Annotated in this window: 12 protein-coding genes; 8 read left to right on the top strand and 4 right to left on the bottom strand. The window is 57.9% G+C overall.

Annotated features, from left to right (window positions below):
- Nucleotides 1-61: 61 nt before the first annotated feature.
- Complete coding sequence (locus tag ACVBAU_RS01480; protein WP_448327473.1) at nucleotides 62-622, bottom strand: type 1 glutamine amidotransferase domain-containing protein; 561 nt, start codon at nucleotides 620-622, stop codon at nucleotides 62-64.
- A gap of 166 nt (nucleotides 623-788) precedes the next feature.
- Here ACVBAU_RS01480 and ACVBAU_RS01475 point away from each other — a divergent pair, with 166 nt between their 5' ends.
- The 7 genes from ACVBAU_RS01475 (at nucleotide 789) to ACVBAU_RS01445 (ending at nucleotide 9,777) form a co-directional block, all read left to right on the top strand.
- Nucleotides 789-1,436: a paraquat-inducible protein A gene (locus ACVBAU_RS01475; RefSeq protein ID WP_448327471.1), complete on the top strand. Its 648-nt coding sequence runs from the start codon at nucleotides 789-791 to the stop codon at nucleotides 1,434-1,436.
- A gap of 11 nt (nucleotides 1,437-1,447) precedes the next feature.
- A complete protein-coding gene (locus tag ACVBAU_RS01470) occupies nucleotides 1,448-2,053 on the top strand; it encodes a paraquat-inducible protein A (protein WP_138925218.1) in 606 nt (201 codons plus the stop codon).
- Entirely contained in the window at nucleotides 2,046-4,130 is a 2,085-nt protein-coding gene (locus tag ACVBAU_RS01465; RefSeq protein WP_254700480.1) for a PqiB family protein, read from the top strand. Before ACVBAU_RS01470 ends, ACVBAU_RS01465 begins: the two co-directional genes overlap by 8 nt.
- Before the next feature lie 3 nt (nucleotides 4,131-4,133).
- Entirely contained in the window at nucleotides 4,134-4,697 is a 564-nt protein-coding gene (locus ACVBAU_RS01460) for a PqiC family protein (RefSeq protein WP_335744674.1), read from the top strand.
- A 221-nt stretch (nucleotides 4,698-4,918) separates the two neighbouring features.
- Nucleotides 4,919-7,054: a polysaccharide biosynthesis tyrosine autokinase gene (locus ACVBAU_RS01455; RefSeq protein WP_448327469.1), complete on the top strand. Its 2,136-nt coding sequence runs from the start codon at nucleotides 4,919-4,921 to the stop codon at nucleotides 7,052-7,054.
- Nucleotides 7,055-7,122: 68 nt separating this feature from the next.
- Nucleotides 7,123-8,196 carry a hypothetical protein gene (locus tag ACVBAU_RS01450; RefSeq protein WP_448327467.1) on the top strand — a complete coding sequence of 358 codons (1,074 nt, stop codon included), beginning with the start codon at nucleotides 7,123-7,125 and terminating at the stop codon, nucleotides 8,194-8,196.
- An 18-nt stretch (nucleotides 8,197-8,214) separates the two neighbouring features.
- A complete protein-coding gene (locus tag ACVBAU_RS01445) occupies nucleotides 8,215-9,777 on the top strand; it encodes a substrate-binding domain-containing protein (RefSeq protein WP_448327465.1) in 1,563 nt (520 codons plus the stop codon).
- A 43-nt stretch (nucleotides 9,778-9,820) separates the two neighbouring features.
- Here the strand turns inward: ACVBAU_RS01445 and radC are convergent, their stop codons facing one another.
- The 3 genes from radC to dnaK form a co-directional block, all read right to left on the bottom strand.
- Entirely contained in the window at nucleotides 9,821-10,582 is a 762-nt protein-coding gene (radC, locus tag ACVBAU_RS01440; RefSeq protein ID WP_093732116.1) for a RadC family protein, read from the bottom strand.
- Nucleotides 10,583-10,688: 106 nt separating this feature from the next.
- Nucleotides 10,689-11,846, bottom strand: a complete 1,158-nt coding sequence (dnaJ, locus tag ACVBAU_RS01435) for a molecular chaperone DnaJ (RefSeq protein ID WP_138924719.1) — start codon at nucleotides 11,844-11,846, stop codon at nucleotides 10,689-10,691.
- Between the two features lie 77 nt (nucleotides 11,847-11,923).
- Nucleotides 11,924-13,831: a molecular chaperone DnaK gene (gene dnaK, locus ACVBAU_RS01430; protein ID WP_138924720.1), complete on the bottom strand. Its 1,908-nt coding sequence runs from the start codon at nucleotides 13,829-13,831 to the stop codon at nucleotides 11,924-11,926.
- A 208-nt stretch (nucleotides 13,832-14,039) separates the two neighbouring features.
- On the opposite strand from dnaK, the gene ACVBAU_RS01425 reads away from it, so the two are divergent.
- Nucleotides 14,040-14,642 carry an alpha-ketoglutarate-dependent dioxygenase AlkB family protein gene (locus tag ACVBAU_RS01425; RefSeq protein ID WP_448327462.1) on the top strand — a complete coding sequence of 201 codons (603 nt, stop codon included), beginning with the start codon at nucleotides 14,040-14,042 and terminating at the stop codon, nucleotides 14,640-14,642.
- Nucleotide 14,643: the final 1 nt, after the last annotated feature.

Genomic DNA, 14,643 nt, shown 5'->3' with positions numbered 1-14,643 from the left:
GCGGGCACGCATGAAAAAAGGCGGGACATCTGCCCCGCCTTCGTCCTCCGCTACACCGGATTTATGCGGCTTTGCGGTTGTGTTCACCTTCTTCCACTTCCTCGACAATCTTGGCGATAAACGCTTCCAAATCCTCGGGAGAGCGGCTGGTGATGATGCCTTGATCCACAACCACTTCGCTGTCCTCGTAATCCGCACCGGCGTTTTTCAAGTCTGTCGCGATAGAGGCATAGGAAGTAGCAGCGCGGCCCTTGAGGATGCCTGCCTCGATTAGCAGCCAAGGGGCGTGGCAGATCGCAGCCACGGTCTTGCCCGCGTCGGCAAAGCCTTTGATCAGGGCTACGGCGTCCTTATTGGCGCGCAGCAGGTCGGGGTTGATCTGACCGCCTGGCAGCACAATCGCGTCATAGTCACCGATGGTGACGTCTGACAGTGCCTTGTCAGCGGCAATGGTGTTGCCCCAGTCGTCCTTGTCCCAACCTTTGATGTCGTTTCCGTCGGGGGTCGCGACATGGACTGTTGCGCCTTTGGCTTTAAGGTCATTCAACGGGCGTTCCAGTTCGGATTGCTCGAAACCATTGGTGGATAGGATCAGAATTTTCGCGTCTGTGATCTGTGTCATTAGAAAGCTCCTTTCGTGTTCGCTATCTTCACCGACACAACGTCGCGGCATAGCGAATGTTCCTGCGCGGAAAGCAGCACTGGCGGGCTCTTGCCTGCGTCAGGGATGACCATTTCGTGTCTAGAAACCGATACACACGGTTCTTGATCTCCACTATACCAGCGGGATGAAAGACACGGTCGATCACACCTCCCCCCCTGATCTGGAGCAGATAATCGTCTGCCCCCAGTGCGATGCTGTGTATCAGCTGAAAATTCCCAAGATCGGCGAAAAAGCAGTGTGCGAACGCTGCCACACGGTACTGATCGAGCCGCGCAAACAGGCGGGGCTGAAAATCATCGCCATCGCCATCGCGACTTTTGTCCTGATCCTAGGCGCGACGTTCTTTCCGTTTTTGAATATCGATGCGGCTGGGAACAAGAATTCTGTCTCGGTGATGGATGCGGCTCTGGCGTTTTCCACCGGGCCGCTGCTGTTGCTTTCGCTGGCGACGGCTGCCCTGATTATGCTGGTACCCTTGGCGCGGGTGATGCTGACACTCTATGTGCTGGTGCCCGTTGTGCTGGACCTGCCACCTGCGCGTCACGCGATGCAGGCATTCCGTTTGTCGCAGGCGTTGCAGCCTTGGTCGATGGCCGAAATCTTTGCGCTTGGCTGTGCGGTGGCGCTGGTCAAGATCGCCGATCTGGCAACTGTGGGGTTTGGGCCAGCATTCTGGATGTTCTGTGGTTTAGTTGTTCTGATTGTGGCGCAGGACAAATTCATGTGTAAGTGGTCGGTATGGAATTCGCTGGAAAATCCGAAAAAATCCTAAGCGCCCGCGAAATGGGTTTGGTGGCCTGCACACGCTGTACCCGTGCCTGGCCCATCGGCACACCGGTTTGCCAGCGCTGCGGCCACAAGATGCTGTCGCGCGACTTTGGCAGTATGCAGCGGGTTTGGGCGTTCTGGGTCATGGGGCTGCTATGCTACATTCCGGCCAATGCCTACCCGATGCTCAAGACGCGCACGCTGTTTCAGGTGGACGAAAGCACCATTGTCGGCGGTGCGGTCGAACTGGCGCATCACGGGGCCTTTGGCATTGCGTTCATCATCCTGCTGGCGTCGGTCGCAATCCCGTTGGCCAAGTTCTGGGCCATCGCCTTTTTGGCTGTCAGCGTCAAAAGACCCAATGCCCAAGCGCAGCGGTCGCGCCATGTGATGTATGAAATCGTAGAGTATATCGGCCGCTGGTCGATGATCGATATCTTTGTGGTTGCGATCCTTTCGTCGCTGGTGCAACTCAAGACATTGGCGACAATTAATCCCGGCCCTGCGAGCATGTTCTTCGCCTTGTCGGTCATCTTTACCATGCTATCTGCACAAGCATTCGACTCCAGACTGATCTGGGACACGAACGCTTCCGATGGGGATCCCGATCAACATGTCTGACACGCCACCCGAGGTTAAGGTTAAATCCGCGCGCAAACTGTTCCTGAGCGGCGCGTCCATCGTCTGGATCATTCCGATTTTGGCACTGGTTGCGGCATTGGGTGTGGCAGTCAGCAGCTACAATTCCCGCGGTCCTGTGATCTATGTTGAATTCAACAAAGGGGCCGGTATCAAGGCAGGCGAAACCGAACTACGCTATCGTGACGTGACCGTGGGCCGCGTCGAGGAAGTTGGTTTTACCACCGGCTTGGGCAAAGTTGTCGCGACAATCCGTGTCGACAAGAACGTCGGCCCCTTCATCGACGCCAGCGCGTCTTTCTGGATCGTGCAGCCTCAGGTATCGGCGCAGGGCATCACCGGCTTGGGCACCGTGCTGAGCGGCGTCTACATCGAAGGCACCTGGAACGATGAAATAGGCGATTTTGCCGAACGCTTCGTCGGGTCGGATGCGCCGCCCCTGATCCGCGCGGGCCAATCCGGTTTGCAAATCGCCTTTCGCACCGTGGGTAATGGAACGCTGACGGATGACGCCCCCATTCTCTATCGCGGGATCGAGGTTGGTCGTATCGGCAAGGCAGCGATCGCCCCAAGGGGCAATTTTGCCATCGTAGAGGCGCTAATTTACGAAGAGCACCGCAACCTGATCAACAGCAGCACACGTTTCTGGGATACCTCGGGGTTCAGCCTGTCCTTTGGACCCGGCGGGGCCGAAGTCGATTTTGAATCAATTGCGACGTTGATCGGCGGGGGGATTACCTTTGACACTTTCGTCTCTGGTGGCGACCGTGTGCAAGATGGCACTGTGTTCGATATCTTCGCCACCAAGGAGGACGCGCGCAGCGCAGTGTTTAATGCCACTGACGTCGAACCTTTGATGCTTAACGTTATTTTCGACGACAACGTCTCGGGCCTCGCCGTCGGTGCCACGGTAGAGTTGAGCGGGCTGAACATCGGCGAAGTCGATACCCTGTCTGGGATCGTGGATTTTGACCAGTTCGGCGACAGCCGTGTGCGGTTGAACGCAACACTGGCGATCCAGCCGGCGCGCCTTGGGCTACCGGGGGATGTGACTGCGGAAAGTGCGTTTGCCTTCTTGCAAGATCGTGTCGTGAATGGGCTTCGGGCAAGACTTGCATCTGCAAGCCTGCTGACGGGCGGTCTGAAAGTGGAACTGGTGGTCGTCGACAACGCTCCGACCGCGCGGCTTGTCCCTGCGGGCGACAACTTCCCCGTGATGCCCACGACCAAGAACGAAACATCTGACGCCGCAGCCACGGTCGAAGGTGTCTTTAGCCGTATCAACAACCTGCCCATCGAAGAGCTGCTGAACAGCGCCATTGGTCTGATGAATTCGCTGCAAGCCTTTGTCGGCAGCGATGAACTGCAACAGACCCCACGCGATGTCCGCACATTAATCAACGAGGTCACGGGGTTGGTCTCGTCTGAATCGGTGCAGAATATTCCCGTCTCGCTGAATGCCACGCTTTCGCGCGTCGAAACGCTTGTCGCCACGCTTGAGGAAGAACAAATGGCAGCACGTCTGCTGGCCGCGGTGGACTCTGTCTCCGAAGCCGCAGATTCCTTCACCACCTCAACCGAGGGTGTGCCAGAGTTGATTGAAGAAATGAAGACTGTCGCCGCCAACGCAAGCGAGCTTGAACTGCAACAGCTGGTCGACGAGCTGACAGCGCTGACCCGATCGGCGGATCAGGTAATCGGCACACCGGATGCCGTTGCGCTGCCCGGATCGCTTAAGAATGCGTTGGACGAGCTGAACTATACGCTGCGCGAGCTCCGCGAGGGTGGGGCGGTCGAGAACGTGAACCGTACCTTGGCCTCGGCGCGTAACGCGGCGGATAACATCGCCGTTTCGGCGAAGGATTTGCCGCTGATAGTGAACCGCCTGTCGTCGGTTTTCACACAAGCAGAGCGCACGATCGAAGGGTACAACAAAGGCGACCAGATCAGCCGCACCGCACAGGAAACCATGCGTGACATCCAAAAAGCGGCCGATGCGCTTGCATCTTTGGCGCGCACAATCGAACGTAACCCCAATTCATTGTTGCTGGGACGGTAAAATATGAACGTAGTAAAAAGTATCGCAAGCCTTGGTCTGGTGGCATTCTTGGCGGCCTGCGGGTCTGCCGACCGCTATGCCGTGGAGATGCCCCCTGTCACAGAGCGTGTCAGCATCCAATTCAACGCTGTTGAGGTACGTGACGTATCACTGCCCAGCTATGCAGCTGCCGACGAGATCCATATACGCGCGTCCAATGGTGCCTTGGTCAGCTCTTCGGACGAGCTGTGGGCCGACGCGCCCGAACGCGCCGTAGCCCTAGAGCTAAGCGAGAACCTGTCGCGCCTCACAAGCCGCCGCATCGCGTCAGAACCATGGCCGTTCGAAGCCTATCCCGACGCCCGCCTTGAGCTGCGGTTCAGCGAATTGCTGGCGACCGAAGCGGGCCAGTTCCGCGCTTCCGGACAGTACTTCGTCGCTGTCCTGACCGGCGGGCGTGAAAGATCGGGGTTATTTGATCTGACCGTCGCATTCGACCCCAAGGGCGGCCCCGCGGCCATCGCTAAGGCGCGCGGGCAACTGATCCTTGATTTGGCCAGCTATATCGCGAAGAATGGTCTTAAATGATGTTTCTACGGGATCATTTTCCGAGATGTAGCAAATTTTATACGACTTCTGATTGAATTTTTCTCATAAGGATTTAGCAAAGCCGCCATCACCCCTCGGGGCGCAATCGCAGGACAGGCAGATCCTCTCTCCATGATGACCAACCCGCATATCTGTGATTTCGAAGGCGCTTTGCCTCGACCCTTCTTTTTAGCCATTTCCGGCAATGACCAACGGACGACATGCATATGATGAACCAAAGCCAATCGAACTTTTCCGGGCCTAGGGACGAAGATGACGATACCATCGACCTTGGCGCGCTGATTGGTACATTATGGCGCGGCAAATTGATCATCGCTGCGGTCACGCTGATTTTTATGCTTCTGGCCGGGTATTACGCCTACGGCGTCGCGGTCCCGACCTACCGGTCAACGGCGGTTGTGGTGTTGGATACCAAGGAAGACAGCATTGTTGACCTGCAAGCCGTAGTGGGCGGGTTTTCCGGCGATTCAACCGAGGTTAACACCGAGGTCGAAGTCTTGCGCTCGCGCGGGCTGGCGGGAAAGGTTGTCGACCGTATGAACCTGATCGATGATCCGGAGTTTAATGGCAAACTACGCGAACCGTCGATGATCGGCGGTATGATCTCGAGCTTGCGCGGGGTTTTGACATCACGCACCCCTACAGAAGAGCTGGACCCCGAACTCCAGAAAACCAAAATCCGCGATTCCGTCGTGCAGGCTTTGCTGAACAAGGTTTCGGTTTCCAACATTCGCCAAAGCCTGGTTTTTAACGTTACTGTCGAAACAGAATCGGCGGTAAAATCGGCCCTGATCGCCAACACAATTGCCGAGCTGTACATCCTGAACCAGATCGAAGTGAAATTCGAGGCGACGGAGAAAGCCACAGAATGGCTGAGCAACCGGGTGTCCGAGCTTCAGATCGAACTCGAGAACGCGGAGAAAAAGGTCTCTGAATTTACTGCACGCACGCAGCTTGTCTCGATCGAAGGGCTGCAAGCACTGGAGCGTCAGATCAAGGAATTGCGCGACCGTATTGAGGGTGCCGCACTCTCACGCCAAGCGCTAGAAGCACGGCTCGCCAATCTGGAAGCCGCGCAGACACCCGCAGAAAAGCGCGATGCCGCACAAGACGCCGCGTTGACGCGTATTTTTAGCAATGGTCTTTCGTCTGCCACGAACCAGACGGCATTCGATCTACGGTTCGAAACGGTGCTGGGACGGGTTCGGTCTGATCTTGCGCGCAGTAGCCAGCAGCTTGAAGCGCTGCGTACCTCGGAAACCGAGCTTGCCGCGCAGTTGGCATCACAGGGCCAAGATCTGATCGCGCTGCAGCAGTTGACCCGAGAATCCGAGGCGACACGGCTGCTCTATGAATATTTCCTGACCCGCCTGAAAGAAACCTCCGCCCAAGAGGGTATCCAAAAGGCCGACAGCCGCATGCTGTCGAATTCAGTGGTCCCTGATGCGCCAAGCGCGCCCAAGAAATCGCAGATCATTGCGCTGGCAATGATCCTGGGCGCGATGGTTGGTTCCGGCTTGGTGCTGCTTCGCGAATTCAGAACCCGCACCTTCCGCACCGCGACTGAGCTGGAGCATCACACCGGCTACACTGTGATCGGACAAATCCCTTTGATCCCTGCGCGTGATCGGAAAAACACCCTTAAGTATCTGGAGGATAAGCCCACCTCTGCCGCCGCCGAAGCGATCCGCAACCTGCGTACATCATTGATGCTGTCGAACCTCGACAAGAAGCCTCAGGTTATCGTCTCCACGTCATCGATCCCCGGCGAAGGTAAGACCACGGTTTCGCTGTCGCTGGCTAAATTCCTGTCAGGTCTCGGAAAATCGGTCCTGCTGGTCGAAGGCGATATCCGCCGCCGTACCCTGCACGAATATTTTCCCGACATGCCGCGCAACGGTATCGCGTCGGTGCTTAACGGCGATGTGAAATTCGCGGATGCGATCCATAGGCCGGACGGTTTCGGCGCAGATGTCTTGGGCGGGGAAAAGACCAATGTGAATGCGGCGGATATCTTCTCCTCCGACCGGTTCAAAGCCTTTATCTCCGAGATGCGCGACCAGTATGATTTCATTATCATCGATACGCCGCCGGTTCTGGTTGTTCCCGATGCACGTATCATTTCCCAAAACGCCGACGCGATCCTGTTTTCGGTCAAATGGGACAGCACGAACAAGGGCTTGGTCGAAGAATCTATGCGGTTCTTCCACAATTCGAACCAGCGGATCACTGGTCTGGTGCTGAGCCAGATCGATGAAAAGGGCATGAAACGCTACGGATACGGTGGCGAATACGGTGCCTATGGCAGCTACGGCAAGGGCTATTACGATAGTTGATCAGGGCTTGGGTGTGCCTCAAAACCGCCCAAATCTTTCCCCTCAAGGGTCATAACAGGGCCGCTGTGATGCGCGATATTTATTGGGAAGTTATTCCCAGTGAGGACCATCAGATGGCACGTATGAAAGAGATCGCGACAGCTGCTGGCACGCTCGCCTGCGCCTTGGGCATCGGCTATGTGATGCAAAGTACGGACGCAGCGACAGCCCGCTATGGGTCTGAGGCCGCCGTGAAAGAACAAGAGCTACGTAGGCTAAGCAGCGAGAACGCTGTACTAGAGGTCGAAGACATCGTGCTGACCTCGGCCGAGTTCAACGCTGCTCCGCTTGAGCCCACGCTGGCGCTGCCTGATGCTGCCCCCGTCATGTTGGCCGCGGCAAGCGCAGATGAACCGATTTCGCGCCCAGTTTCCGCCCCAATTTCGGCGGAAACGCCCCAGCCTCATGCGGCTGAGCCACATACCTGCGATATCTCCGCCAATGCGCGCCCTGTGGCTGGTGCCATGGTGAACCTGACGCTGGCTGCCCCGTGCATGCCCAATGAACGGATCACCGTACATCACAACGGGATGATCTTTACGCAAACGACTTCGGAAAAGGGCACCCTCGACATCACTGTCCCGGCGCTTTCGCAAGACGCGACTTTCGTCATTGCGTTTGGCAATGGCGACGGGGCGATTGCAGAGGCCAAGATCGACGATCTGGCAGAGTTCGACCGGGTGGTTCTGCAATGGAAAGGCGATACTGGTTTCCAGATGCACGCACGCGAATTCGGGTCCGACTATGACGGTGCCGGCCATGTCTGGGCAGGCAAGCCGCGCAGCGTGGCGTCAGCCATCACCGGAGAGGGCGGGTTCATGACGGTGAACGGCGACCTCAGCGCGGCTGAGCCCCTGATCGCGGAGGTCTATACTTTCCCCGCGCTGACCGAAGGTCAGGACGCACGCGTTGCGCTGACGGTCGAAGCCGAGGTGATCAAGGCGAATTGTGGTCAGGAAATCGAAGCGCAATCCATCGAACTTCTTGGGGATGCAAAGATCAAAACCCAGGACCTGAGCGTTGCGGTGCCGGATTGTGATGCCGTAGGCAGCTTTCTTGTGTTGAATAATCTGCTCCAAGACATGAAGGTTGCGGGACACTAACGCAACGCTTGGGGCCTTATGATCACGATTATACGTGCGGCGGTTTTCGCCGCACTTTTCTTATGTTCGGCGGCGCAATCGATATGGGCGCAGGATATCGCGCTTTCGTCCCGCGATGGCAAAATCGAGTTGAGCGGCACACTGCTGGGTTTCGATGGCGAATTTTATCGCGTCGAAACCGAATACGGCGAGTTAACGATTGATAGCACCGGCGTGCAATGCGAGGGGCCCGGTTGTCCCAATCTGGATCATTTCATCGCAGAACTGCAGCTTTCGGGGTCTGCCACAATGGGCGAGATACTGATGCCTGCCCTGATCGACGGGTTCGCGCAGCGCAATGGCTATCAAGCCACCCGCGAGGACGAAGAGGGCAACCGTTTCACCTATCGTCTGGTCGACGAGAAAAGCGGCCAAACCGTTGCCCTATTTATGTTTCGGGCCAGCAACAGCGACGAAGGCTTTGCCGATCTGTTGGCGGATGAGGCAGACATTGTGATGTCCCTGCGTGAGATGCGGCCCGAGGAACGGGTCCGCGCTCGCGAAGCAGGAATGGGCGACATGACGGGCCTGAACCGCAGCCGCGTACTGTCGCTGGATGCGGCGGTCCCTGTGGTGTCGGCGTCGAATCCGGTAAAGCAGATATCGCCGCTGATGCTGGCGCGGGCGTTCGCCGGCAAGGTGACGAACTGGCAAGCACTTGGCGGGCCGGACGCGCCGATTGACCTGCATTTGCCCGACGACAGCAGCGGGTTAGCACAGGCGATCAGTGATCAGGTCATGCGCCCCGCAACGCTTACGTTTACGGACACGATCACGCGACACGCCCGACCCGCCGATCTGGCCGAAGCCGTTGCCAAAGACAGTTTTGCGCTTGGTATCACCAGCTATGCCGAACAGCGCGATACTGAGGTTTTAACGCTGTCGGGCAGCTGCGGCTTTGCGCTGGACGCATCGCGCCGGACCATCAAGACCGAAGACTACCCGCTGACCGCGCCGATGTTTCTGTATTTCCCGGCCCGACGTTTGCCGCAGGTGGCCCGCGAATTTCTGGCATTCACCCGCAGCCCTGCTGCCCAAATCGTGATCCGGCGTGCCGGATTTGTCGATCAGGCACCCGAGGAAATCCCGATAGAGGAGCAGGGCAATCGCTTTACCAACGCGATTGCGGTCGCAGGGCCGGAGATCACGCTTGGTGAATTGCAGCGGATGAACGCGACGCTGAAACCCATGGCGCGGCTGTCGACCTCTTTTAGGTTCGAGGCCGGGTCGGTGCGGCTGGATGCACAGTCGCGATCAAACGTGCAGCAGCTCGCGCGGGCGCTAGAGGTCGGTCAATACGATGCCCGCCGTCTGTTGTTTGCGGGTTTCAGCGACGGGCAGGGTGCGTCTTTTGCCAACCGTGACATCGCGCTGCGCCGTGCCGAGGCGGTGCGCGAAGCTGTCATCGCCGCCGCGGTCACCGCCAATCTTGAACGGGTCACGCTGGATCTTGATGCCTTTGGCGAAGCGATGCCGATGGCCTGCGATGATACGGCGTGGGGTCGGCAGGCCAACCGCCGTGTAGAGGTCTGGGTTCGCTAGCATCGGCCCTGTACCGGCGCTGGCGCACAGGGCTGCTTTGCAATCACAAATATCCGGCGCTGCGAAAGCTTAGCTCGCGCGATTTGCCGATAATTAGATGGTCGTGCAACGTTAGCCCCAATGTGCTGCAGGCCGCAAAAATCTGCTGTGTCATGTCGATGTCGGCCTGTGATGGCGTCGGGTCGCCCGACGGGTGGTTGTGCACCAGAATAAGCGCGCTGGCGTTCAGCTCTAGCGCGCGTTTTGCAACCTCGCGGGGGTAGACAGGCACGTGATCTACTGTGCCTTTGCCTTGTTCCTCGTCGCCGATCACGACGTTCTTGCGATCAAGGTAGATCACGCGGAACTGTTCGGTTTCTCGGTGCGCCATGGTGGTGTGGCAATAATCCAGCAGCGCGTCCCAGCTCGACAGCACATGTTGGCGCAGGAGCCTTGAACGCGCCATGCGGTGGGCCGCTGCCTCTATTATCTTGAGTTCGACGATGACCGCGTCGCCCACACCGGAAACGTCCCGTAGCCGTGGCTCTGAGGCGGTGATCACACGGTTGAAGTCGCCGAAACGGTCCATCAGCGTTCGGGCCAGCGGTTTCACGTCACGGCGGGGGATGGCGCGGAACAGGACCAGTTCAAGCAGCTCGTAGTCGGGGATGGCAGCAGCACCGCCCTGCATAAAGCGCGCGCGCAGCCGTTGCCGGTGATCCGCGATATAAGACGGTTGTTTGCCCGAGGGTGCAGGCACCGCCACAGCCTCATCCCCCAGAAAGGGCAGGCGCGGGTCAGAGAAATGAGCGTTGTTGCGTCCCATAGGCCCAGACTGTGGCCATAGAAGTTATCATCACGTTAATGCGGGCAGAGGGGGAACAAAAAAGGGCGGAGCCTGCGCCCCGCCCGATGTCTTCAATGTCGGCCAATCAGCCCTTCATCGAGTCCCAGAAGGATTTCACCGACGAAAAGAAGCTGCTGCTTTCAGGGTTGTTGTTAGAGGATTCTTTTTCGAATTCCTGCAACAATTCCTTTTGGCGGCTGGTCAGGTTTACCGGCGTCTCGACTGCCAGTTCGATGATCATATCGCCCGTGCCGCCCCCACGCAGCGGGGGCATACCCTTGCCACGCAGACGCATCTGGCGACCAGACTGGCTGCCCGCCGGAATTTGCACGCGCCCACGGCCACCGTCGATCGTCGGCACTTCGATGCTGCCCCCAAGGGCGGCTGTGCTCATCGACACGGGAACGCGGCAGAACAGGTTTGGCCCGTCGCGTTCAAACAGCTTGTGTTCCTGCACCTCGATAAAGATGTACAAATCACCCGTTGGACCGCCTCGCATACCCGCTTCGCCTTCGCCGGCCAGACGAATGCGCGTGCCGGTTTCAACGCCCGCAGGGATGTTCACAGACAGTGCGCGGTCTTTTTCGACGCGGCCAGCGCCACGGCAGGATTTACACGGGTTCTTGACGATCTGGCCCATGCCCGAACAGGTGGGACAGGTGCGTTCGACGGTGAAGAAACCCTGCTGCGCGCGGACTTTGCCCATGCCAGAGCAGGTGGGACAAGTCGTCGGCTCTACGCCGCCCTCTGACCCGGAGCCGCTACAAGAATCACAGGCAACCGAGGTGGGCACATTAATCGACTTTTGCATGCCCCGGTACGCATCTTCGAGCGTGATACCGAGGTTGTAGCGCAGATCGGCACCGCGTGCGGCACGCCGTCCGCCACCGCCCCGTTGGCCGCCCATGAAGTCGCCAAACAGGTCGTCAAACACATCAGAAAACGCCGAGGAAAAGTCGCCTTGACCGGCACCACCACCGAACCCGCCGGGTCGTTGGCCGCCACCGCCCATGCCCCCTTCAAAGGCCGCGTGACCATAGCGGTCATAGGCGGCTTTCTTTTCGGGGTCTTTCAGAACTTCGTAAGCTTCGTTCGCTTCTTTGAACTGGGCTTCGGCGTTGGGGTTGTCGGCATTGCGGTCGGGGTGCAATTCCTTGGCTTTGGTGCGGTAGCCTTTTTTGATCTCGTCGGCAGCGGCTCCTTTGGCGACGCCGAGCGTCTCGTAGTAATCACGTTTTGCCATGAATTAACTCCTACGCTGGAACGTGACGGGCCGGCCCGGCAAGCGGACCGGCCCCATCAGTGGTTCCGTGGGCGTGCTTACGCGCGCTTGTTATCGTCCAGATCTTCGAAATCGGCATCGAGGATATCGTCGTCACCTGCGGATGCGTCAGCAGCCGGGGCAACGTCTTCGTTTTCGTCCTGAGCCGCCTTATAGATGGCTTCGCCCAGTTTCATGGCTGCCTCAGTGACGTTCTGGATGCCATTTTTGATTTTATCAACGTTGTCAGTTGCCAGTTCATCGTTCAGCGCAGCAATGGCCAATTCGATCGCTTCGACGGTGGTCGGGTCAACCTTGTCACCATGCTCTTCCAGCGACCGCTCGGTCGAGTGGATCAGCGATTCAGCCTGGTTCTTCGCTTCGATCAATGCGCGGCGCTCTTTATCAGCATCTGCATTTTCCTCGGCGTCTTTCACCATTTTTTCGATGTCCGCATCGGACAGACCGCCAGAAGCCTGGATCGTGATCTTCTGCTCTTTGCCCGTGCCTTTATCCAGCGCGCCAACAGCAACAATACCGTTTGCGTCGATGTCAAAGGTCACTTCGATCTGGGGCATACCGCGCGGTGCGGGGGGGATGCTTTCCAGATTGAACGCGCCAAGGATCTTGTTGTCCGCAGCCATTTCACGTTCCCCTTGGAAGACGCGGATGGTCACGGCGCTTTGGTTGTCCTCAGCGGTCGAGAAGACCTGCGACTTTTTCGTCGGGATCGTGGTGTTGCGGTCGATCAGACGGGTGAACACGCCACCCAGCGTTTCGATACCAAGGCTCAGCGGTGTGACGTCCAACAGAACAACGTCTTTAACGTCGCCTTGCAGAACACCCGCCTGAATGGCGGCACCCAAGGCAACAACCTCGTCAGGGTTCACACCCTTGTGCGGCTCTTTGCCAAAGAACTTGGTCACTTCTTCGATCACGCGTGGCATGCGGGTCATACCGCCAACCAGAACGACTTCGTCGATCTCGGATGCGGATACACCGGCATCTTTCAACGCAGCAGCGCAGGGTTTCATCGACGCTTTGATCAGGTCACCTACCAGCTGCTCCAGCTTGGAGCGGGTCAGCTTCATCACCATGTGCAAAGGCGAGCCGTCTTTGCCCATCGAGATGAACGGCTGGTTGATCTCTGTCTGGCTTGCGCTCGACAGTTCGATCTTGGCCTTCTCTGCCGCTTCTTTCAGACGCTGGAGCGCCATCTTGTCTTGGGTCAAGTCAACGCCGTTGGTCTTTTTGAATTCATCCGCAAGGTAGTTCACGATGCGCATGTCAAAGTCTTCACCACCCAGGAATGTATCACCGTTGGTGGATTTGACTTCGAAAAGTCCGTCGTCGATTTCGAGGATAGTCACGTCGAAAGTACCGCCGCCAAGGTCATAGACCGCGATGGTTTGCGTTTCTTTCTTGTCCAGACCATAGGCCAGCGCGGCCGCTGTCGGTTCGTTGATGATCCGCAGCACTTCCAGACCGGCAATCTTGCCCGCGTCTTTTGTGGCCTGACGCTGAGCGTCGTTAAAGTAGGCAGGAACAGTGATGACCGCCTGGGTGACTTCTTCGCCCAGATAGGATTCAGCTGTTTCCTTCATTTTGCCAAGGATGAACGCAGAGATTTGCGAAGGGGAGTATTTCTCGCCCTTGGCTTTTACCCAAGCGTCGCCGTTCCCACCGTCGATCACGGTGAAGGGCAGGTTCTTTTTGTCCTTGGCCAGATCCACGTCGTCATTGCGACGGCCGATCAGGCGCTTAACGCCGAAAATTGTGTTCTCAGGGTTGGTAACCGCTTGCCGTTTGGCAGGCTGGCCAACCAGACGTTCGTCGTCGGTAAAGGCGACGATGGATGGCGTGGTGCGTGCACCTTCGGCGTTTTCAACAACGCGAGGCTGGCTGCCGTCCATGATGGCGATACAGCTGTTTGTCGTTCCTAGGTCGATACCAATAACTTTGGCCATGTTTGATCCCTCATTTACTCAAGGCGATGACACGAAGCACAGGCCCGTTGTGGCACCCTTGCCCCGATCTTTTTCACCAAAGGCCGGATGCCTTCAGCGGTTCTCGGCGTATATAAGGAGCAGATATGGACCCTGCAACCGTTGCATGAGAAAGGAAACGCGGATTCTGCGTGGATTTTTCGCCAAAGCAGGCAAGAAGGGCGTTTAGATGACGATATTGCGGTTACGCGGCTTCGAAATTCATAAATCCCACCTTACGCTGCCAGCACAACGCACGTTGCTGGATACTGTGCGCGGGGTGGTAAAGCAGGCACCGTTCTTTCGCCCCGTCATGCCGGGTGGGCAGCAGATGTCGGTGCGCATGACGTCTGCGGGCGATTATGGGTGGCTGTCAGACGCGCAGGGCTACCGCTATGCCGAGGCCCATCCCAACGGCACGCCCTGGCCCGCCATCCCCTCGGATGTTCTTACGATCTGGAATGACCTGACCGGATTGGAGCGCCAGCCGGATTCTTGCCTGATTAACTACTACGCGTCGGATGCTAAAATGGGGTTGCATCAGGACCGGAACGAGACCGATTTTCGCTGGCCTGTCGTGTCAATCTCGCTTGGGGACGAAGGATTGCTGCGCGTTGGCGGGCAAAAACGCGGCGGCAAGACGGACAGCCTTTGGCTGCAATCAGGGGATGTCGTTGTCATGGGAGGCGAGGCGCGCCTGAACCATCACGGCATCGACCGCATCCGCGCGGGGTCTTCGACGTTGCTGCCCAAGGGTGGGAGGATCAACATCACGCTCAGGGTTGCGACCTGAG

It is taken from the genome of Sulfitobacter sp. M13, assembly GCF_053474885.1.
The sequence above is the reverse complement of the archived record's forward strand: the minus strand, read 5'-3'. Positions and strand labels throughout refer to the sequence as shown.

What these genes read in the sequence shown, in the direction of transcription:
- ACVBAU_RS01480 (WP_448327473.1), bottom strand. Translation starts at nt 622, where the DNA reads ATGACACAGATCACAGACGCGAAAATTCTGATCCTATCCACCAATGGT.
- ACVBAU_RS01475 (WP_448327471.1), top strand. Translation starts at nt 789, where the DNA reads ATGAAAGACACGGTCGATCACACCTCCCCCCCTGATCTGGAGCAGATA.
- ACVBAU_RS01470 (WP_138925218.1), top strand. Translation starts at nt 1,448, where the DNA reads ATGGGTTTGGTGGCCTGCACACGCTGTACCCGTGCCTGGCCCATCGGC.
- ACVBAU_RS01465 (WP_254700480.1), top strand. Translation starts at nt 2,046, where the DNA reads ATGTCTGACACGCCACCCGAGGTTAAGGTTAAATCCGCGCGCAAACTG.
- ACVBAU_RS01460 (WP_335744674.1), top strand. Translation starts at nt 4,134, where the DNA reads ATGAACGTAGTAAAAAGTATCGCAAGCCTTGGTCTGGTGGCATTCTTG.
- ACVBAU_RS01455 (WP_448327469.1), top strand. Translation starts at nt 4,919, where the DNA reads ATGCATATGATGAACCAAAGCCAATCGAACTTTTCCGGGCCTAGGGAC.
- ACVBAU_RS01450 (WP_448327467.1), top strand. Translation starts at nt 7,123, where the DNA reads ATGCGCGATATTTATTGGGAAGTTATTCCCAGTGAGGACCATCAGATG.
- ACVBAU_RS01445 (WP_448327465.1), top strand. Translation starts at nt 8,215, where the DNA reads ATGATCACGATTATACGTGCGGCGGTTTTCGCCGCACTTTTCTTATGT.
- radC (WP_093732116.1), bottom strand. Translation starts at nt 10,582, where the DNA reads ATGGGACGCAACAACGCTCATTTCTCTGACCCGCGCCTGCCCTTTCTG.
- dnaJ (WP_138924719.1), bottom strand. Translation starts at nt 11,846, where the DNA reads ATGGCAAAACGTGATTACTACGAGACGCTCGGCGTCGCCAAAGGAGCC.
- dnaK (WP_138924720.1), bottom strand. Translation starts at nt 13,831, where the DNA reads ATGGCCAAAGTTATTGGTATCGACCTAGGAACGACAAACAGCTGTATC.
- ACVBAU_RS01425 (WP_448327462.1), top strand. Translation starts at nt 14,040, where the DNA reads ATGACGATATTGCGGTTACGCGGCTTCGAAATTCATAAATCCCACCTT.